Origin of the sequence: Vibrio sp. Vb1729 (assembly GCF_033338655.1) — a bacterium.
In the GTDB taxonomy this organism is placed as follows: Bacteria; Pseudomonadota; Gammaproteobacteria; order Enterobacterales; family Vibrionaceae; genus Vibrio; species Vibrio alginolyticus.
Genome location: NZ_JAWOTB010000011.1, coordinates 757896 through 778595, shown reverse-complemented (window position 1 = coordinate 778595; position 20700 = coordinate 757896). Strand labels below are relative to the sequence as shown.

At 43.2% G+C, this 20700-nt stretch carries 19 protein-coding genes; 8 read left to right on the top strand and 11 right to left on the bottom strand.

The features are described 5' to 3' along the window. Positions 1–216: 216 nt before the first annotated feature. Positions 217–813: a DUF2238 domain-containing protein gene (locus R7E29_RS08245; protein ID WP_213906645.1), complete on the top strand. Its 597-nt coding sequence runs from the start codon at positions 217–219 to the stop codon at positions 811–813. On the opposite strand, the gene cutA is transcribed toward R7E29_RS08245, so the two are convergent. The 5 genes from cutA to R7E29_RS08220 all read right to left on the bottom strand — a co-directional run bounded on the left by cutA (position 775) and on the right by R7E29_RS08220 (position 3820). Next, entirely contained in the window at positions 775–1107 is a 333-nt protein-coding gene (cutA, locus tag R7E29_RS08240; RefSeq protein ID WP_054575994.1) for a divalent-cation tolerance protein CutA, read from the bottom strand. The genes R7E29_RS08245 and cutA overlap by 39 nt on opposite strands. 14 nt (positions 1108–1121) lie before the next feature. Further along, positions 1122–1373, bottom strand: a complete 252-nt coding sequence (locus R7E29_RS08235; RefSeq protein ID WP_005376334.1) for a hypothetical protein — start codon at positions 1371–1373, stop codon at positions 1122–1124. Next, a complete protein-coding gene (locus tag R7E29_RS08230) occupies positions 1357–3066 on the bottom strand; it encodes an SgrR family transcriptional regulator (RefSeq protein ID WP_017821931.1) in 1710 nt (569 codons plus the stop codon). Before R7E29_RS08230 ends, R7E29_RS08235 begins: the two co-directional genes overlap by 17 nt. A gap of 79 nt (positions 3067–3145) precedes the next feature. Continuing rightward, the gene (locus R7E29_RS08225; protein WP_005376338.1) at positions 3146–3379 is read right to left on the bottom strand and encodes a DUF3389 domain-containing protein; all 234 of its coding nucleotides are present in this window, start codon (positions 3377–3379) and stop codon (positions 3146–3148) included. Positions 3380–3385: 6 nt separating this feature from the next. Continuing rightward, positions 3386–3820 (bottom strand): hotdog fold thioesterase, encoded by a 435-nt coding sequence (locus R7E29_RS08220; RefSeq protein WP_005376340.1) that lies wholly within the window; start codon positions 3818–3820, stop codon positions 3386–3388. Positions 3821–4021: 201 nt separating this feature from the next. On the opposite strand from R7E29_RS08220, the gene R7E29_RS08215 reads away from it, so the two are divergent. Then, entirely contained in the window at positions 4022–4810 is a 789-nt protein-coding gene (locus tag R7E29_RS08215; protein WP_017634168.1) for a M48 family metallopeptidase, read from the top strand. A gap of 76 nt (positions 4811–4886) precedes the next feature. Here the strand turns inward: R7E29_RS08215 and R7E29_RS08210 are convergent, their stop codons facing one another. Then, positions 4887–5915, bottom strand: a complete 1029-nt coding sequence (locus R7E29_RS08210; protein ID WP_005376346.1) for a site-2 protease family protein — start codon at positions 5913–5915, stop codon at positions 4887–4889. Between the two features lie 422 nt (positions 5916–6337). Here R7E29_RS08210 and R7E29_RS08205 point away from each other — a divergent pair, with 422 nt between their 5' ends. From R7E29_RS08205 to R7E29_RS08190, 4 genes are all read left to right on the top strand, one after another. Beyond that, a complete protein-coding gene (locus R7E29_RS08205) occupies positions 6338–7573 on the top strand; it encodes an outer membrane protein transport protein (protein ID WP_005376347.1) in 1236 nt (411 codons plus the stop codon). Positions 7574–7593: 20 nt separating this feature from the next. Beyond that, complete coding sequence (locus R7E29_RS08200; RefSeq protein WP_054575996.1) at positions 7594–10002, top strand: VolA/Pla-1 family phospholipase; 2409 nt, start codon at positions 7594–7596, stop codon at positions 10000–10002. Positions 10003–10138: 136 nt separating this feature from the next. Next, entirely contained in the window at positions 10139–10348 is a 210-nt protein-coding gene (locus R7E29_RS08195) for a YgdI/YgdR family lipoprotein (RefSeq protein ID WP_054575997.1), read from the top strand. 289 nt (positions 10349–10637) lie between these two features. Then, on the top strand, positions 10638–11195 hold the full coding sequence (locus R7E29_RS08190) for a PhnA domain-containing protein (protein WP_054575998.1): 558 nt from the start codon (positions 10638–10640) through the stop codon (positions 11193–11195). Between the two features lie 185 nt (positions 11196–11380). Here R7E29_RS08190 and R7E29_RS08185 read toward each other — a convergent pair whose 3' ends face one another. The 3 genes from R7E29_RS08185 to R7E29_RS08175 all read right to left on the bottom strand — a co-directional run bounded on the left by R7E29_RS08185 (position 11381) and on the right by R7E29_RS08175 (position 15236). Beyond that, a complete protein-coding gene (locus R7E29_RS08185; protein WP_005376351.1) occupies positions 11381–11572 on the bottom strand; it encodes a hypothetical protein in 192 nt (63 codons plus the stop codon). Positions 11573–11851: 279 nt separating this feature from the next. Beyond that, positions 11852–12871, bottom strand: a complete 1020-nt coding sequence (locus R7E29_RS08180; RefSeq protein WP_054575999.1) for a TerC/Alx family metal homeostasis membrane protein — start codon at positions 12869–12871, stop codon at positions 11852–11854. 622 nt (positions 12872–13493) lie between these two features. Then, positions 13494–15236, bottom strand: a complete 1743-nt coding sequence (locus R7E29_RS08175) for a bifunctional metallophosphatase/5'-nucleotidase (RefSeq protein WP_005376363.1) — start codon at positions 15234–15236, stop codon at positions 13494–13496. Between the two features lie 268 nt (positions 15237–15504). Here R7E29_RS08175 and R7E29_RS08170 point away from each other — a divergent pair, with 268 nt between their 5' ends. After that, a complete protein-coding gene (locus R7E29_RS08170) occupies positions 15505–17139 on the top strand; it encodes an ATP-dependent endonuclease (protein ID WP_017634174.1) in 1635 nt (544 codons plus the stop codon). A gap of 153 nt (positions 17140–17292) precedes the next feature. On the opposite strand, the gene R7E29_RS08165 is transcribed toward R7E29_RS08170, so the two are convergent. Together R7E29_RS08165 and R7E29_RS08160 are read right to left on the bottom strand one after the other, a co-directional pair. Further along, the gene (locus R7E29_RS08165; RefSeq protein WP_054576000.1) at positions 17293–17775 is read right to left on the bottom strand and encodes a DUF1097 domain-containing protein; all 483 of its coding nucleotides are present in this window, start codon (positions 17773–17775) and stop codon (positions 17293–17295) included. 228 nt (positions 17776–18003) lie between these two features. Next, positions 18004–18909: a LysR substrate-binding domain-containing protein gene (locus tag R7E29_RS08160; protein WP_005376369.1), complete on the bottom strand. Its 906-nt coding sequence runs from the start codon at positions 18907–18909 to the stop codon at positions 18004–18006. A 301-nt stretch (positions 18910–19210) separates the two neighbouring features. Between R7E29_RS08160 and focA the strand changes: the two genes are divergently transcribed. Then, entirely contained in the window at positions 19211–20662 is a 1452-nt protein-coding gene (gene focA, locus R7E29_RS08155) for a formate transporter FocA (RefSeq protein ID WP_054576001.1), read from the top strand. Positions 20663–20700 lie beyond the last annotated feature (38 nt).

Below are 20700 nucleotides of genomic sequence, written 5' to 3'. Positions count from 1 at the left end.
AATCATGGATTCTATGGATGGGCATGTTGTAAATCAAACTTTAATGAAAAGTGCACGCGCAAACGTTTTAATGTTGAGCAGTTTGCCAATAAATCAACATTTTCAGTGATCAAAAAACCCATTAAAATATCAATTGCACACCGTTCAATTAAGTGCAATCATTAACACAATCTATGGAGTCCCACTGTAAGATAAATTGAAGGATCAAATAACTCTATGAAAAGCACCTCGACACTCTTAGGATTAACGATTTTTTATGCCATCGTGTTTTTATTTTCTGCGTTGGAACCTAACTCACGTGCAGTTTGGTTTGCGGAGATTATCCCGGCGATTGGTATTCTTGTTGCTATTTGGGCGATTTCGATTCGCTATCAGTTCAATAATACGGCTTACTTTTTAATGTTCATCTGGCTCTGTTTGCACACTATCGGTGCGAAATATACGTTCTCCGAAGTGCCGTTTGACTGGTTTAACGACATGATTGGTTCAGAGCGAAATAATTTTGACCGCATTGCGCACTTTTCAATTGGCCTTTACGCATATCCGATCGCTGAATACTTGATAAACAAAAAACGGTTCAACAAAGCGTTCTCTTGCTGGTTTGCTTTGTTTGCTATCATGTCACTTGCTGCTGGCTATGAGATTATCGAATGGTGGTATGCGGAGTTGGCTGGTGGCGATGAGGGAATTGCCTTTCTGGGCTCGCAAGGTGACATATGGGACGCCCAGAAAGATATGTTGTGCGATACCGTTGGTGCAGTGTTGTCGTTATTCTTAATGTCGGCTCAACGTCGATTCTCTCAACCATTCTAAATAAGGGTTAAACCCATCAACAATTGGAACCTGTACGATTTGAGCGACCTCGTATTCGTGCAGGTTTTCTATTTTCTCTTCCACCAATTCATAGAGCTCTCGACGAGTTTTGATCACCAGCAACCATTCGTTGTCAGTACAAACCTCCCCTTTCCAAACGTAGTGGCTTTCAATAGGCATTGTTTGAATACACGCGGCTAATTGTGCATCTAGCAAACCTTTAATGATCTGATCTCGATTTTTTTCATTACTGGTTGTACTTAAAACCATGCAATAGTCATGTTTAATACTCATTTTCTAGCCCTTTATTATTTCATCGTCACTTTGCCGCCAATCATTTTGTAAGCGGGGGTTCCTCTTACTAAAGTATCTCTTGCAAACTCTTGTCCGCAAGCGGGGCAAATACATGGGGTTTGTGTGAAATCGTCAACAATGCGCTCTTTGAAGCATTTAACCAGTGCGCCTTTCCCGCCTTTACGGTACTTAAATAGTTGAGTTTTACATTTAGAGCAAAAGATATCGACGGTTTTCGTCGGTTGTTTTTTATTCGGTTTCGCCATGGTTACTTTCTATATCCGGTTTGACCCATACATTATTAAAATCAAACCAACCTAAGGCATTACACTTTGCATTTTGTAACGCACCGCTGTGGTCTTTATTCACGCCTAGCCAGCAGTGAAACATAGGAATCACCTGACAGCTTTTTACTAACTGTCGTCCTAGCTCACGCGCAGGAAAGTCTGTGTGCATGCCGGCACGCCATTGATCGACAAGTTTAGCCCATTCACTAAAATCGTAACCTGAACTGAACTTCTCAATATCACTGTAATCCAGGAGCCAGCCCGCCAACGCGTCATTTCGGTTCGTTGCAATGCCCATAGCTTTCACCCAGATATCCACTTCCTCCGGTGCGGGCGGTTGAGAATCATAACGAATAAACTCAACCTCTATACCGTGCGGTTTTAAGAGTGTCTTGATGGCCTTGGCAACTACTGGAAACATCGGATGCTTTTTCTGATACGCTACGGAAATTACCTTATTAGCCTGTGGTACGCTGCCCGCTTCTGCTGGCCTAAGATCAATCCAACCAGGCTTAAGGCCAAAGGCTTGCAATACTCCCAGTTCCATCACTTTATCTTGTGGAACATGCGAGTAAATCTGGTGACTGTTGAGGGTTTGCGAGAGGAACTCTGCCCAACGTGGATCTTTTGCAATCCCGGTGTTTTTGTTTAGTAATAGGAATGTACAGCCAGGGTCCAGCTCGACTTCATCGGATGAACCTTGTTTATCCATCTTCGGCTTTGACAGGCTTGGATAAACCATTGAAGAATAGGCTTCATCGATTACCCACACCTCCACTTGGTCAAGTAAAGGGCGAAAACCAAAGTAGCCATCAAAAGCAGTCAAAATAAGACGCTTATCATCATTCATTTTAACTTGGAACGGCCCTGTCCCTATCGGTTGTCTATCGAAGCTTTCAGAACGCAAAGCACTCGGTAGCAAAATTTTTGCTTGCGACTCACTCAGAGCCAGAGGAAGGTAGCGATCAGGACGGACGAGCTCAATATCAACGGTCCACTCTTGTGGTGAAGACACCCGCTTTATGTGAGAAAACAAGTTCAAGCCATTTAACGCAAGCACACTCTCAAGAACACAACTGGTTGTTAACGGTTCACCATTATGAAAGCGTACTCCACGACGAAGATAAAAACGCCAATGTGTATCAGAAATTGCTTCCCACGTGTGGGCTAAATCTGGTTGAAGTTGTTCATTTTCATCAAGGCGAGTGAGTCCGCTAAAAATTTGTCTGGCGATGTGCTGTTCAGAACGCCGCATCGGTTTCTGCGGGTTTAACATCGACAATGGTCGATAATAAGGCAAACGCACGACCTGCTCGCCCTGCCGATGTTGAAGCCCTAAATAACCTTGGATAACCTGCGTCAATCGTGCCGCATCGTTATCAAGCGCATCTAGAGCCTGACCGATTTTCCCTTCATCGAGATAACGCCTGGCGAGGTTTTCGCTGACATCGCTTCGATTACGTTTAAAAACGAGTTTCGAAAGTTTTCCTCGACCCGCTGCCGGATGCCACTCAATCCAGCCCTCTTCTTCAAGTTTATTTAGAACAATACGAGCATTACGACGTGTACAAAACAACGCTTCGGTGATGTCTTCGAGCTGAACGTCCGTATCGTGACCGGAAAATTTTTCAAACAGTGTTTCGAACTGAACACGTAAACGAGGGCTACTCATAAAGAGGAAATTCTTATCTTGTTGTCGATAAGCTAAGTTTCCTCATTTTTACCAAAAAGTGCAAACATCACACTATAAATTATTGAATATCGATACCAATTTCTCGCGAAAGTTCAGCCAGTTGTTCCTCGTTGTCTAGCTTGATAGACCATTTACACTCTGCTCCATGAGATAAAACAACGTTCGCTCCTCTACCCAGCAACTGAATTGCATCGGTTTGCGCTTGCAAGGTTACCATTGCACTGCCGGAGAGCTTAATCACTATTTCACGCTGGGTTGCAATGATTTTTCCTAATGAAAACTCAATCACCATCTTAGTTTATACCGACTTTGTTTTGTGTTGTTTCACAGCGATGGTCAAGCGACTGGTACACACTAAACGGCCTCGCTCATCAGTGATATCGATTTGCCACACTTGCGTTGAAATACCCAGATGAAGCGGTTTTGCCGTACCAATCACATGACCACTTCGCATGGCTCGCACATGGTTCGCGTTAATATCTAAACCGACGCAGTAGCTGCCCTCATCGACAGAGAAGTTTGCAGCTAATGAGCCTAATGTTTCTGCGAGCACGACTGATGCACCACCGTGAAGCATTCCTAAAGGTTGATGAGTAAAGCTGCATACGGGCATGGTTGCTGTAAGGGAGTCGTCAGTGAAATCTGTATATTTAATTTGTAGGTGCTCGATCAGGGTATTTTTTGACGTGGCATTCAGAATCTCTATGCTTACGGGCTTTTTCCATATACTCATTGTTTTACTCTTAGTTTCACAAACTGGTTTGTTAGGTTGTAACGATGTGCTAGGAAGCTAGCATAGACGCTACTTGGGCATAACTTCAAGACGTAACATCTCACCTTCTTTATTAATCAGATGAATAACTTGATCCATGCATCATGTTACTATTTGGGTATATACTATTGCTTCAAAACAAAAAATTAAATGGAGCCTGTTATGAAGGTATGGATGAAAGCCTCTGCTCTTTTAACTATCGCGGGTTTAACGGCGTGTAGCGCATCACCGACGGGTCGCAACCAGATCCTGATGTTTTCAGATCAGGAAATGTCATCGCTTGGCGCTAAATCTTTCGAACAAATGAAGAAAGATATCCCAATCAGCAAAGATCGCAAAACGAATGCCTACGTTCAATGCGTTGCCAAACACATCACTGACACCATTCCCGCTCAATCTGGATTTAAAGACTGGGAAGTCGTTGTTTTTGATAGTGAACAAGTCAATGCGTTTGCTCTACCAGGTGGGAAGATCGGCGTGTATACCGGGCTTTTAGATGTCGCGAAAAACCAAGATCAGTTGGCAACAGTCATTGGTCACGAAGTCGCTCACGTCCTCGCTGACCACAGTAATGAACGTCTCTCACAAAGTCAGTTAGCAAATGCCGGGTTGTCTCTAGCAAACGTTGCCATTGGAGCTTCCGAGTACAAACAGTATCAACAAATGACGATGGCGGCACTTGGTGTCGGTGTTCAATACGGTGTTATCTTGCCATACGGTCGTACTCAGGAATCCGAGGCTGATATTGTCGGGCTGGAATTCATGGCAAAAGCAGGTTTCGACCCACGTCAAAGTGTCGATTTATGGAAAAATATGAGTGCTGCATCAGGTGGTTCTCAACCACCTGAATTCTTCTCAACCCACCCATCGCACAGTACGCGCATTAAAGATTTACAAGCAACCATAAATAAGCTGCCTGCGTATAACGCGAAAGCACCAAGATGTGGCTAATTCATTGCTACTATCGTCTACTATACTTAAGCTTGCCAAATAAAAAAGCTCCCTAGGGAGCTTTTAATGATTCTAATCAAGTGCCCAATATCTGTAGCGGCAAACTTAACAAACTATCTCCGAGAGTGGCAAAATACCAGATGATAGAAACAAAACCTCCGACAGAGACCAAGTACCAAGCCAGTGAGAATAGCTGCCCATAACGGGTTAATGGCAATAAATGGCTTTGATGTCGAGCTCTCCATTCCATCACCACTTCCAACATTCCCATTAACAATAAAAACCCTAGCAACGTCAGACCGAAATAGTAACTGATAAAAATGCCTAATAAAGCGGTCGCAATACTGCCAACTAACCCGACCCAAGTATTCATTGAGAAGGTAATACTTTTGAGCACATGGCCACCATCTAATGGTAAAATAGGCAGCAGATTAAATAGGTTTAGCAAGGCGTTAAACACAGCAAGCCCAGCGAAGATCACCTCACCAGTCATCCAATAAAGCAAAGTAAAAACAATACTAAGTACTAAACCGAAAAATGGTCCCATGATTGAGATAACCACATCCTGCCAGCGCGTGTTTATCTTTTCGTCACTTAGCGCCAAACCACCTAGGAATGGAATCAAATAGATTCCTTTGGTCTTCATTCCAAAATACTTCATCGCTCTAATGTGACCATATTCATGGAAAACCAAACAAGCGATCAACGCTAGCGCGAACTCGATGGAAAATAGCCAAGAATATGCAGCGAGACTTGCAGACGCTAACGCCACTTTAATAACTTTCGCACTTTTAAGTGCTTTCATCCCAAGAGATACGAGGCCTATTACACTTAAACGCTTTTCGGATGGTGGCGTAACTTCTGGCACTTGGCGCTCGATGTCTTTTTCATTTCGACAACCTTCATTGATGAGCTCACCGTTAATTGTGACCTTGTAACTCAATTCAAACGGTTGCCATGTTAAAGAACACTCCAAATGACAGTTCAGGATTTCCTCACCCGCAGAGAGCTTAAACTGGTGTAGACAAGTCTCTGCGGTATTGTCACTGGCATCGATTTGAGACACCAACGTATTATCCCAATATAACTGCTGCCACCCAGCCATCGATCCTTCGAGCCTTAGCGAACGACCTAAAAATTCAACATTCAGTAATTCCAATGCGGTTCCTATTGCGTCTATTGAATAACTACATAGCGAGCGCGAATTATGCCTGTGAAGTGAAGAAACCGCAAAGCGAGCTATCTCTTGATTTGATCGTTATTTAACTATAAAGCTCGCAAAACAATTCTGGTCGTACCATTCTCTTCAAAAATATAACGATAATACATGCCCTTACAAGCCATCGTTTGACCTATGCATCATATTTAAAACGCAAAATACGCTCAAACTTTGACAAGTTATTAAACATACAATTAACATTACATTTACATCACCGTTGTATTTCGCGTATTAACAATTGGTGTAAGTACCACACAACAATTACAAGGACTTCGGTCCAGCATTATGACACCCTAGGAGGGTCAAGGATGAACAAGAAGCACTGCTCTCTGCTTACAATTTCAATATTGTTTGCGTGTAATGCCCACTCAGCGGGCTTCCAGGTAGCTGAACATTCGGCATCTGGTCTTGGTCGAGCATTTTCAGGTGAAGGGGCTGTCGCAGATAATGCCAGCGTCCTTGCCCGTAACCCTGCAGCAATGACACTTTTCAAAGAAGCTCAATTTTCGGGCGCGTTATCTATCATCGACCCTGAAGTCGATGTGTACGACACTGTAAACAATGAACACGCGAAAGATGTCGCTCCTTTACAGATCGTGCCAGCAGGTTATTACATCAGCCCTATCAATGATAACTGGGCTTGGGGTATCGGTATGTTCACAACATACGGTGTTGCTACCGACTATCCAAATGATATTTCCGCAGGTGATATGGCGGGTGACACTTCCCTACTTTCAGTAAACATCAACCCCAATGTCGCTTACCGTATCAACGAGTCTTTCAGTGTCGGTGGTGGTATCAACCTCGTATACGCTGAAGCAGAGCTGACTCGTCACAAAGGCGCACTCGCCGGTATTTTAGGTGGTAATAAGTCCGATAACCTTGTCGGCATGGAAGGCGAAACTTTCGCTTGGGGTTGGAATGTCGGCGCTTTATTTGAGCTAAATGAAAACAACCGTTTTGGCTTTGGCTACCGCTCTAAGGTTGATCTAGATTTTGATGACGGTGAGTTTAGTAGTTACGACTCTGGTCGAGCTTCATCACCAAAAGTTGATGGCCGTTTAAAAATCTCTCTCCCTTCAATTATCGAATTATCGGCTTTCCATCAACTGAATGAACAATGGGCTGTACATTACGGCTGGCAACAAACCGACTGGAGCACATTTAAAGAACTAAAAGCGACCAGTAACGAATGTAATGACGGAGTATGTTTCTTTAAACCTGAGAAATATGAAGACAACAATCGCTACTCCATTGGTGCAACTTACATACTTAATACAGACTGGACATTCCGTGCAGGCTTTGCGTACGACGAACAAGCAGGTGAAGCGACATTGAGTATCCCTGACAGTGACCGTTTTTGGTACAGCGCGGGCCTAACTTACGCAATGAGTGAGAATTTAACTTTCGATGCAGGCTTTGCACTTGTTAAGAGTAAATCAGGCTCTTTCACTGAGACAAATGCTCTGGGTGAAGAGATTAAGTTTGACTCAGAAGGTACTGCTTACATCAGCGCGGTACAGATGAACTACACCTTCAAATAATGGGATTACGGAGTAAACCAATGAAACACACGTTTAAATTATCAATGCTTTGTTCTGCAATCCTTCTTGCTGGTTGTGGTGATGATACCTCCAGCTCTGGTACTTCCGACAAAGTTCAATTTGAAGATGAAGTCCAAGCATTGCTTGATCGCGAAACATCCATCAGTTTTACGCTTCAAGGAGCGAACGCAGATGTACCGGCACCGTCTTACTTATTAATGGACACAAGCGATGGTACGCTTGGTCTGCCAACTGATGGCGATGATGCTTTAACCAACCCTAGAGCCTCAATGAACACGATGGATGGATGGTCAACGTCTATGCCAATCGTTCTTAACTTCAACGGCGACGGTTTTGCAACGGGCATGCTGTCGTCTGGTGTTAAAGTCATCAAGATTAACCAACGCTTAACCGAGTGGGACGGTAAATCTAACCCAATCGAAGAGGTACTCGTTCAGAATCAGGACTACGTAGTTCAAGCAAAAGGTAGCTCTCTATACATCCAGTTCTTGGCTGCACTTGATGAGTCAAGCGAGTACATTTTTGCGGTTACACAAGATGTTACTGACGTGAATGGTGAGCCAATTGGTACATCAGCAAGTTATGCGACTGGTAAATCGAAAGAAATCGTTTATGAAACTGGCGACCTTGCTTCTGTTCAAGCAGTCACTCAGGCGGTTGAAGGCATTTTTGGTCTAGCTCAAGTTAATCCTAACGACATCGTTTACTCCTCATGGTTCAGTACCCAGTCTGTAGGTGATACGTTAGCGGCAGTCAAAGGAGTAACCGCTACTGGTTTTTCTACTGGCGCAAACACACTAAATACCGTTTACAAAAATGACTCAAACGAAGGTTCAGTAGACTTATCAACGGCCTACACAATAACGCTCGGTGAAACCCAAGACTTTAGCACTGCGCTAGACTCTGACGATGACTTTAGTAAATACATTAGCGATCTAGACGCAGCTAAAACGGCAATTAAAGGCCTTTACATGCAATCAGGTGCCGATGTAAGCGTGACACAAGGTGTGGTAAGACTGCCTCATTACTTGGAAAAAGGCGCAAGCTGGAACATGCAACCAATGGTATCTGCGATGCCAAGCCTAGCGAAGCTAAGCGCAGCATTAGCGGATCCGAACGAGCAAGCAAACATGGTTCAGCAGCTATCAACAGGCGTTTTTGCAAATGATCCTGTTGATGTGACAAAGCTTGCTACAGATCCTACAGAGCAGCTAAAACTTGTTGGAGCTAAGCTTACTCTTACCGATGGTACCCAGCTTGATAGTGAGCGTATTATTACTCGCTACTCGCCTGTTCCCGTAGTGAAATCGGTTGAAGATGTCGAAGTACTGGTCTTCACACCTAAATCTGGCGTCGCGACAGACGTTGTGATTTATCAACACGGCATCACCTCAGCGAAAGAGAATGCGTACGCGTTCGCGTTCAATATGGTAAAAGCAGGTGTGGCAGTTATCGCTATTGACTTACCTATTCATGGTACGCGCAGCTTAGATGAACAACGTTCCGCAAATGCGAATGTACTGGCTTATCTAAATCTTTCCAACTTAGCCGTTGCGCGTGACAACCTACGTCAAAGTGTTCTGGATGTGTTAGGTTTGCGCGCTAGCTTGGTAGTATCTGCTCAAGGCGGTCTTTTAGCTGGAAGTCCTCTGCAAGGCTTCAACCCAATGACGGGTTCAAAAGTCAAAATGCTAGGTCATTCACTTGGCGGTATTGTAGCTACATCCGCCGTCGCAGCAGCAAACAATACATTGGGCAGCCCTACTGCGGATGCGCTGTACACCTTTAGTTCTGCATCAGTACAGAACTCTGGTGGACAAATTGGTAATTTGTTACTGGGTTCAGACAATTACGGCCCTCAGATCAAACATAACCTCGCTTATGCAGCATCAAAAGACTATGCGAATTACGCTGATGCATCATGTGCGGATCTAGAAGATAAAACATGTTACGAAGCATTTGAGGCTGCGGCAACGGAAGCTCAAGTAGCAGCGCTAGAAGCAGGTTTCTCACAATTTATCTATGCAGCACAGACTACACTAGACACTGTCGATCCGTTCACAAACGCTTCAGATTTAGTGGCATCTGGTTCGCTAACGACACCATTCTTTATGACAGAAGTGGATGGCGATAGCACAGTACCAAACAGCGTTCCAAATGCACCATTCGCGGGTACTGAACCGCTTGCTAATAAGCTAGGGTTGAAGACTGTGAACAGTACGGACACTGATGTGAATGCAACTGCGAGCTTTGTACAGTTTAATGCTACTGCATCGCACAGTACTTTTGCTTCGCCAAATGGCACTCTGTCTGATATTGATCATCATGTAGAGATGCAGATGGAAAACACTGACTTCTTAATGGATGACGCACTAACAGGTGTCACTAACACTTCTGTTTTGAAGTAATCGCAACACCCTTCCTACCAAAGCCCAGTTTCTACTGGGCTTTTTCATTTCAATTCTATTCAAACCCACTCATATTTCCTCTGCTATAGTTAAATCGATGTCTTTGCCTAACTCACTTGTTTAAAAGGAAAACTCTATGCGCGTATTGACTGTTATTGCCACTGTATTACTTCTTTCTGCATGCGGAAGTAGCCAATATCTGATGTCGACAAATGAAGGGAAAATTATTACCTCTTACGGTAAACCAGACCTGAACGAGGAAACGGGTATGTACGAATATGAAGACATGGATGGTAAAGAAATGAGTATTTCAAAAGAGCATATTGTCCAGATTGTCGAACGTTAACGACAGGCCCTCTGTAAATTAGAGGGCTATGTTCTAGCCACCCTCTCTTTACATTTACCTCTTTTAGGCTTGTAATCGTTGTAGGAATTGACACAACCAATTCATAAGCCAAAACAATCAATAGTGTCTTTTATACTTCCGTATTATTTATTTAGCGAATATTTTACATCTTCACCTTAATCAGGTTGGAGTATTGTAAAATCTAGTCTTTAATTCGCTAACACCCTTTTATTTCTCAGGATAAAGTGGATAATACCGCCACAAAATAACATTACTAAGGTGAGTCCTTATGTCTATTGAAGCTACTCTGCTTGCGCGCTGCAAGTCAAAATGTGAACTGTGTTCTTCTGAATCTCAACTAACTGCATACGCTGTCCCACCTCACGGTAATGTGACGGTTGATACTGCCATCATGGTTTGTGATAAGTGTCTGGGTGAGATCGATGAGCCAAAAGACATTAACCACTGGCGTTGTCTAAACGAAAGCATGTGGAGCCAGGTTCCTGCTGTACAAGTGACGGCATGGCGCCAACTCACTCGCCTAAACACAGAAAGCTGGGCTCAAGATGCTCTTGACATGATGTACATGGAAGAAGAGCAAATGAACTGGGCAATGAAAGGGATGTCTGCTGACGATAAAACGGTTGACTGTAACGGCACTGAACTTAAGAAAGGTGACGATGTAACAGTAATTAAAGACCTACCAGTAAAAGGCACTAATCAAGTAATCAAGCAAGGTACCGTGATTCGTGGTATTAGCCTTGGCGATGATCCAAAGCTAGTTTCGGGTAAGGCAAATGGTGGTCAGTCGATGTACGTGATCGCAGAATACTGCCGCAAGAAGTAATATCGCACTTCAGTCATGTCAAAACGGGGCACCAATGGTGCCCCGTTTTTCTATACAACACTTAATCTACTCTCATGTCTACCTCCTCTAGAGTGTTTCTTTTCTAGGGCGTAGGTTGAGTAGGCATGTTTTACAAATAAAAAAATACCGGCTCATAGGCCGGTATTTCTTACATTATTTCAATATTAACGGTACATACCGATGTCTTTTTGAATATGTGCTGACAAGTCTTCTGCGTAGTAACTGCGTGGCGCAGTGTTATCTACAAATAGAATGTCCAGTAAGTGAGCAATCAGTCCTTTGAAGTTAACCGCGTAGGTTTTCTTATCCATAGAGGTTGGTAAAGCTACATTTGTCATTTGCATTGCTTGTGCCATGATTGCCTCTCTTTAAAAGCAGTAGTCTGTTTAGTTGGTTGTATATTAGTCAGTTTCTTATTGTTTAAGAAATGACAAATTTTACCCATTCAAATTAGAATTTCTAATAAAACAAACTCATTACAAAACTCAAAAATACAAATGAATAATAACGGCATAAATAATCACAATTTCCGTAATTACATTGAATAACTGAACATTACCTGCATAATCGCCCCTTAACTCACAACATATATTTAACAATATTTTTCGTTATTTCTTTTGATTTTTGTTCTTACTTTATATTTTTTGATTAGTAATATTAACGCTAGTTTGACGCTTCGCTTTATTTTTTAGGAGTGATGCCACCACTGCCGATGTCATCACAACAACTAAAAATGTGAGAGACCATGTTGTCGGAATCTCATATTCTGTTCCAACCAATAGCATTTTCACCCCGATAAACATCATGATTACTGATAATGCTGGTTTTAAGTACACAAACTTGTCTAACATTGCTTGAAGAACAAAGTACAGCGATCGCAAACCCAATAATGCAAATACGTTCGCGGCTAAGACTAAAAATGGCTCTCGCGTTACCGCGAATATAGCTGGTATAGAATCCAACGCAAACATAACGTCCATTACTGCAATGACACCAACAACGATCAGCATCGGTGTTGCCACCCACTTACCAGCTTGCTTTAAGATTAAGTGATTTCCTTGGTAGTCATCTGTAACTGGCAATACCTTTCGAATCAACTGCTCCGGATATGGATTAACCTCTTCTGCTTCGCCTTTGTCGCGAGCTAGCTTAACACCTGTCCAAATAAGGAAAGCAGCAAATAAGTACAATACCCAGTGATACTGTGCAAGTAACTGAGCGCCAACCGCAATCATGACAGCGCGTAAAACTAGCGCACCTATCACCCCCCAAAGCAATGCTCTCGGACGCAAATGCTCCGGCACACTGTATTGTGCAAAGATGATGGCAAACACAAACAAGTTATCCACGCTTAACGACTTCTCTAGTAAGTAACCAGTTAAGAATGAAATCGTTGCTTTGTCGTTCGTATAAGCACTATGTGGCGCGTAAAAGTCCCAGAATAAATAAATAGAACCTGCAAAAACAAAGGCAAGCAAGAACCAAAAAACACTCCAAACGATGGCTTTTTTCATCGTGATAACGCCACCACGTGTTTGATAGATATCAAGCGTAACAAGAACAAGGGTAAATAAACCAAAAGCACCATACATCGCTAATGATTCTTGAAGAGGCACCGATTGGCTCAATTGGGTGGTACTTTCGATAAGAGACATATTTCCTCCCATGGCGGAAGGACTTCGTTTGGTGACCTTCCGCATACAATAACAACCAACAGCCACATAACGATTATGTGCTGCTAGTCAATGAATGCGTTGGTCTCGTTGAAGTGTTGATGTGAATAAACCACGTAACACCTTTACTTACCGGATAAGCTGATGCTTAACGAGATGACGATAAGTAAACTTGCGCTAACTACTCCCCAAACGTCGACATAATAACGCCGAGCGTCAGGCTTTCCAACAAAAAAACCTTGTCTTATCGAAATAAAATTCTTATCAAAAATCAGGAAGCACTATAAAAAGAAAGAAATGGATTCAACCACCGCAACTATAGTAAACAGACAAAAAGCAGCAAATGGCTCAAGACAAACTCTTCATTGGTTAGAGGCCTAACGGGGAAGATAGATACAAAAAAGGAGCATTACTGCTCCCTTTTGTAGCATCCACATTCTTAGCAATTCAAAAGCCGCTTAGAGGCACAAAGTAGACCAGTGTTGACCAAATTGCGATCCAGGCAACCACGACTGCCGTATCTGCCCAATCTTTATTCCACATACTGCCATCCTCATCAACCCATGTAGTAAGTGGAGAGCAGCAAAATCAATACCAGTATCTATTATCGACGTCGCTTTGTGTAAAGTTTGTGACTTTGATTCAAACAGTTTGGCTCATCGGTCAGGAGTTCAATAAAACAATCAGCCATGGACAAACTGGTCACACGTCCTTCTCCTTTCATCTCCTGCAATGCGTCGTACCCCTCTTTCCCTTTCATCGTATAGGCAGAAGAAGTCCCTCGATACCAAACATCATCTTGAACACCAACCCATTGTTTGCCATCAAAAATCACTAATGATTGAACTCTTTCACCTTTTGGGGCATCTGCGTGGTACTCGAAGTTTAAATTGTAAGTGTACGGATAACTGCCAGATCCAGTGCCTTCTACGCCATTGTTGAGTGCATTATTTATCGCGCCTTCAAGTGCACGGCGAATAGCGCTGCCTTTTACATCGTAAAAGCCGATAGGAACGGCAAAAGGCAACAGCCGTCCGGCAATGTCTGCCACTGTAATGTTGCCAGGGTTCAAAGAGGTTCGCACGCCACCCGCATTATGAATTGCAAATTGAACGTCATATCCACGTTTGTTTAAACAGTGCAGAAATGATCGGGCAACGGAGGAAGCCAACTCACTCTCACCAAATTCATCGGGAATTCTCACATGACGCTTTTTGGTGTCAACACTAGCAATGACTTGTGACTGTAACTGCCTGACCTGAGGAATATATTTATCGCTCAGGATCGCTTGAGTTTCCGGGTGTTTCTTACAAACCACGACATTCGGTTGACCATGGATGAAGTCGCACGCGGTTTCGAATACACCTTGGTCGAGCTGTTGGTTTAGCGTCGAGTCCCAAAAAATACGTCGACCAAGCAACAGTTCATTTTGTCCACTCAACATCGTTGCTTTACCGTGTTCATCAAACTCAATGACGCAGTGCCCCATTGTCAAAGCATGGAAACCCGCTTGCACCACATAGGTATCATTAATTTTGATACCGTAGGGATCGTCTTGTCCTAACCCTATTGATGAAAAATCACCTTGCAACCGGTGGCTGTGTCCACCAACAATTATACCAATACCTGCGACTTGCTCAGCTAACTCTAAATCACCTTCATAACCTAAGTGGCTCAGAAGAATAATATTTTTTATACCTGATGAATGGATTTGTTTTACGGTCGCCTTGGCGGTTTCAATTGCTGAGTGAAAAGGCGTGTCTGCATCAGGGTTTGCGATGTCGCTCATTTTATCTATGGATAATCCGAAAATCGCGACCCGCTCACCATGGAATTCTTTAACAATGTATTGAGCGCTCTGTGTATCCGGTTGGTAACTATATACATCCTTGCAATCACTGATACGGTGAGGTTTTTTAAGTGATTCATTGGATAAATCCCAGTTGCCAGCAAGCAATGGGAACTGAGTACGTTGGCAAAACAATGCAACTGGCTCATTCCCCATATCTAATTCATGGTTACCTAACGCCATTGCATCAATCTTTAATGCGTTCAATAAGTCGGCATTGGCTTTGCCTTTAAATAGTGAGAAATACAGCGTGCCTTGGAAGCAATCTCCGGCATGGAGGAACAACATCCCATGACCTTGGCGCTGAGCATCATCTCTTAACTGCTCGACTCTGGTTGCGATACGAGAAAAGCCGCCAGCACTGACATAGGGTTCTAGCGTGAGTTCATTGTTTATCTTAAGCTTTAACTGTAATGACGTTGGTTCAAAGTAGGAATGTGTGTCATTGATGTGTGCCAGTTTGATTCTCACTGGCTTATGATTGTTATTCATCTTCATCTTCTCTTTTTTCATTCCTTATAATAATAAGAAGTGAATCATGACAGAATCATGAATTTTATGAAACTGCGATTTAGGATTTCATGTTTAAGTGATCACGATGCTGTCCCCCAGCTTTGAAAGCAAGCCTCGCTTGTAACGGTCTCTATTCAGTAAGAGGCTCTCGTAATTTTGTGAACTGAGCTTAACTCAAAAATTCCGAATTCATATATGCTTAGGAGTAGCAAAATAACTCTCGATAATTCAAATAATTGCAAGGAGGATTGAGATGAGACTAGAACGCATCGAAATCTCCGGGTTTAGAGGCATCAAACGCCTTTCACTCTCTTTTGACGAACTCACCACGCTTATCGGTGAAAACACGTGGGGCAAATCATCATTGCTCGATGCCCTTTCCATCGCACTACCTGCCAATGGCTCATTGTATCAATTCAAACTGAAAGATTTTCACGTTGACTACTCAATTTCTCATCCACAAACACAACACTTACAGATCATTGTTTGTTTTAAAGCACAGGATAAAAACGAAGTAAAAGCGGGACGCTACAGACGCATAAAGCCTACATGGTGCACCAACGAAGATGGTGAGCAAGTCATTTACTATCGTATTAGTGCGTCTCGCGATGAGCACGGCATTAATACAAAGTACGCGTTTTTGGATCATAACGGCAAACCCAAAAAACTTCACCACTCAGAGAAACTCGCTATTGAGTTAATGACACTTCACCCTGTAATCCGACTACGTGACTCCCGACGCTTCCCAGATTTAAACCATGTCAACGGCGATGGTAAAAATGCTCGGATTGAAAAACGAATCAACAACACCTGTCGACGCTTATTGGCTATGCCTGGCCATGTGAATAAAGGTGAGATTCGTAGTAGCCTCGACTCAATGCAAACGCTTGTTGAACACTATTTCGCGTTCAGAAGTGTCAGTAAAGGCAACCCACGCAAACCTCGTGATGGTCTTTTCTATACAAGCCCTTCCTCTGATAAAGGCTTGAGTCAGTTCTTGAAAGAAACCAATGACAAACAAAGCCGCTTGCTTTTAATGGGGTTACTCAATGCCTATCTTCAAGCTAAGGGTCCCACCGATTTAAGGCGCTGTGCGAGACCAATACTGATCATTGAAGATCCAGAAGGTCGACTGCATCCAACTCATCTAGCGAGAGCGTGGTCCTTATTGCAATTGTTGCCAATGCAAAAGATATTAACCACCAACAGTGGCACGTTACTTGGTTCTGTTCCACTGTATTCAATCCGACGTTTAATTCGGTTATCAGACAGAACCATCGCTAAGAGTTTAAACTCAACAAAGTTTGGTCGAGACGAGTTGCGCCGAATTGGTTTCCATATTCGTTTTCATCGTTCAGGAGCATTATTTGCGCGGTGCTGGTTACTTGTTGAAGGCGAAACCGAAGTTTGGCTTTTTCATGAACTGGCTCGTCAATGCGGGTATGACTTGGCTGCTGAAGGGGTTCAAATCGTTGAGTTTGCTCAATCAGGTCTAAAATCACTCATCAAAGTAGCAAAAGAGTTTGGTATTGATTGGCATGTCGTTACCGATGGCGACCCAGCAGGGAAAAAGTACGCGCATGCAGTGCGAGCACAGCTCGACCATGATCAGGAAAGGCATCGACTTACGGAGTTACCCGACCGAGACATCGAGCACTTTCTGTACAACAATGGTTTTGAACTTTTCTTTAAGGACATCATCAAAGTTCCTCATGACCACCCTATCCCTGCTAAAAAAGTCGTAAATCGTGTTTTGAAAAAACATGCAAAACCGGACTTAGCTTTGGCTATTGTTTCTCATTGTGAAGAGAAAGGCATGGAGTGTATTCCTGTTCTTCTGCGCTGGACACTTAAACGCGTTGTTACCATGGCCAACGGCAATACATGAGTTAGGCGTATTTTACACTCAGCGTATTGTCTTGTAATACAAAAAAAGCACACCAATTTGGTGTGCTTGTATCAAACATCATTAATTTTGATTAAGGGTATTGAGAGGGATAAAACTCAATACACAGTGGATACCAATAAGATCGGGGGTTCACTACTGTGCTTGCTCAGCAAGCGAAGAAGAAGTAGCGGTTGATTTCGTATGCAACCATAGCCCTGTCGCTTTCATTAGATAGCCAAACACACCACCTAGCAACAACGATGGAATGACTAGTTGCCAGTTTCCGTCAGCCGCAAATGTTGCGCATGAACCAATAAAAGTACCAGGGATGTACGCGAGCCAAGCCTGTTTAGCTTGAATACACATGAAGAATGCCACAATAGCGGTAATCACATAGCCAATAATTTCCAACCCCACGTAAGTGGAACCGTGAATAATTACCATTGCCCAGAATACGCCTGTCATATTGGTGATTAAGCTGATACCTAGTCCTTTCAATCCGCTCGTTGGCGCTGCAAAGTAGCTCGTGCAACCTAAAAAACCAGCCCAAGAAAGCAAACCTGAAGAGATGGCGATCCAACCCCATACGCCAGATAAAATTCCAGTAGTGATAGAAATAGCTAAAAGTGTCGTCATGGTAGTCATACCTGCTCGGCTATTATCGTACCTATATGGTTCAATAACTGCCTTCATACATTGAAATCAAGGACACATGTTAGATACATCAGCTCAGCTTATCGGTGATATTGATCACAATAAGATATTATTATTTTCACAATTTACATTAAAAGTTTGACGCAACCGATAAATCAACAGATTTAGGGAATAAACCCAACTCATCTCGTAGGCATGTTTAATCAACCTTTAAAGAACTGAAGGCTTCCCCTTCATCATTCGCAGTCCCTCTCTTTTAATGCAGTCGACTAATGGGTTTTCTGCCATATCTGAGCGCCATATAAATGAAAGCGTCCTTTCCATTTTTAACTCAGGTACATTTAATGCCACAAGATGACCTGCTTCTATATATCGCTCTACATCTAAATACGGTAAGCAAGTAAGGTACTGACCATTAGCAACTAAACTACGTAACACCGGAACGTGTTCGTACTCGCGCCACACATCCAAATCTTCAATAAGGTGGTGAATAGAACTATCAAATGTTTTTCGTGTGCCAGAGCCATGCTCTCTTAGTACCCACTTCGCTTGCTCTAACTGCGCAAGGCTAACAGACTGATTACGCGCAAAAGGATGATGAGAAGCTGCGACAACAGTAAGATGATCACGACACCATACTTCTTGGTGTAAACGGTTATCATCACAGCGCCCTTCAATAATCCCTAAGTCATACTTGTAATCTAATACCCCATCAATCACCCCTTTTGTACTTTGTACACCGAGGGAAATACGCATTTCTGGAAAGTCATTATCAATGATACTGATAAGGTCGGGAACTAAGTGCTCTGCTGGGGTTTGACTCGCTCCCATGCGAATCTCACCACTCAATAAATGTTGCTCATAGAAGCCCATTTCAATCTGCAATGCATCTTGTAGCAAGCGTTTTGCTTTTGGTCGTAACCACATCCCCCAATGGGTTAACGCCATTTGCTTGCCTTGCCTCTCAAACAACGGCCTGCCAAGCATCTTCTCTAATTGCGCAAGCGACATACTCGTCGCTGATTGTGTTAAAGCCAATTTTTCTGCGGCTTGGCTTACACTGCCGGTATCTGCAACTGCGTCGAAAACCGCTAATTGCTTAAGTGAGTAGCGCAAAGTGTCCTCCATTATTAGTGGGTATTTCCCAATCCCCACAATTGTTAAAGCATGCCCCAATAAGCAATAGAGTTCATTTTACCTGGCCCCGTAAAGTTATCAATTAATTTGATGAGGTTTCTAAATATTATCAATTTTACCTTACTAACCGTTCTCCCTATTCTGAGTACGCGGTTCGGGAACACCGCAAGCCTCAATGGTTTTGAAACCGAAGTCATTGAGGCTCTTAATAAAAACAACAATTTCATTTTTGAGTTAATAACCAAGGATTTTTTATGCGATTACAAATTAAGGAGTCAATATGGCGGTGACCAGTTCTCAAAATCACCAGTATTTTTCTCCAAAAGAGATGATGGTTGAAGCGGAAAAATTTGCGTTAAGTAAGGCAAACAAAACCAGCAGTATGACATTAAGCCTCGCCATTATGGCCGGCGCGTTCATCGGGTTAGCATTCTTGTTTTACATCACGGTGACCACCGGCAGTACGGGCGCTGGTTGGGGCTTGAGCCGCCTAGCTGGTGGACTCGCATTTAGCATGGGATTGATCCTCATAGTGATCTGCGGTGGTGAATTATTTACCAGCTCCGTCCTATCCAGTATTTCTTGGGCCAATAAGCAAATCTCGTTCGGTAAGATACTTTCGATCTGGGGCAAAGTTTACGTTGGTAACTTTATTGGTGCGATGTTCCTACTTGCGTTGGTTACTGCTGCTGGTCTTTATCAGATGGATGGCGGTCAATGGGGATTAAATGCGCTTAACATCGCACAACACAAACTTCACCACACTCTCATTCAAGCGTTTGCACTCGGTATTCTCTGTAACCTGTTGGTCTGCCTAGCGATTTGGCTGACATTTAGTTCTGCAAATGCAATGACAAAAGCAGCAATGACAATTTTGCCTGTGGCAATGTTTGTCAGCAGCGGTTTTGAGCACTGTGTTGCGAACATGTTTATGGTTCCACTTGGTATTGTTATCGCGAATTTTGCACCTGAATCTTTTTGGGCATCTGTCGGTGTGCCCGCGTCACAATACACAGACCTAAACATTAGCCACTTTATTACCGCTAACTTAATTCCTGTCACGCTTGGCAACATCGTCGGCGGAGCGGTATTAGTTGGCCTTTCAAACTGGTGTATTTTTCGCCGACCAGAACTAAAAGCAGCGAATATTTCTTCTATCACTACAACTACAACACTGTCGTCAGTTAAGGATTTCACCATGAAAAATGCCTCTTTTGTTAAAGACATTATGAACCAAAAACCAGTCACCATTCGTGCAGAAACGCCAATTGCAGCCGCGCTGGATGTGTTACTTGATAACAACGTAACTAGCGCACCTGTTGTAGACGTACAAAATCGATTAGTTGGCTTCTTCTCTGCTCACGATGTGATGGTAGAACTATGGTGTGAGGACTACATTCCGGTGAAAGACCAAAAAGTCGTCGACATCATGAGCCGAGATGTGGTCGCAATTGACGCTGGTGATCGTCTCGTTGATGTTGTGGAATTCCTATGTATCGATAAAGAGCAGTTGTACCCAGCGAGCAGTATGGGTATTGCCACTCGCTTGACGTCTTTGTCTCTCGAAGAACGCGCTAAAAGTATCAAAGTAAGTAAGCCACAAGTGCTTCCTGTGCTTGAAAATGGGCAGATGGTCGGGGTGGTTACTCGTACTGAAGTATTAAAAGCACTACGCCCGATTTTTGGTGAGCGTTTAAACTTGGTGGAAAAAAGTGAGTTAGAAACAGCGTAATTCGCTAAACATTTACAACGTCTATTGGCTTTCAATCG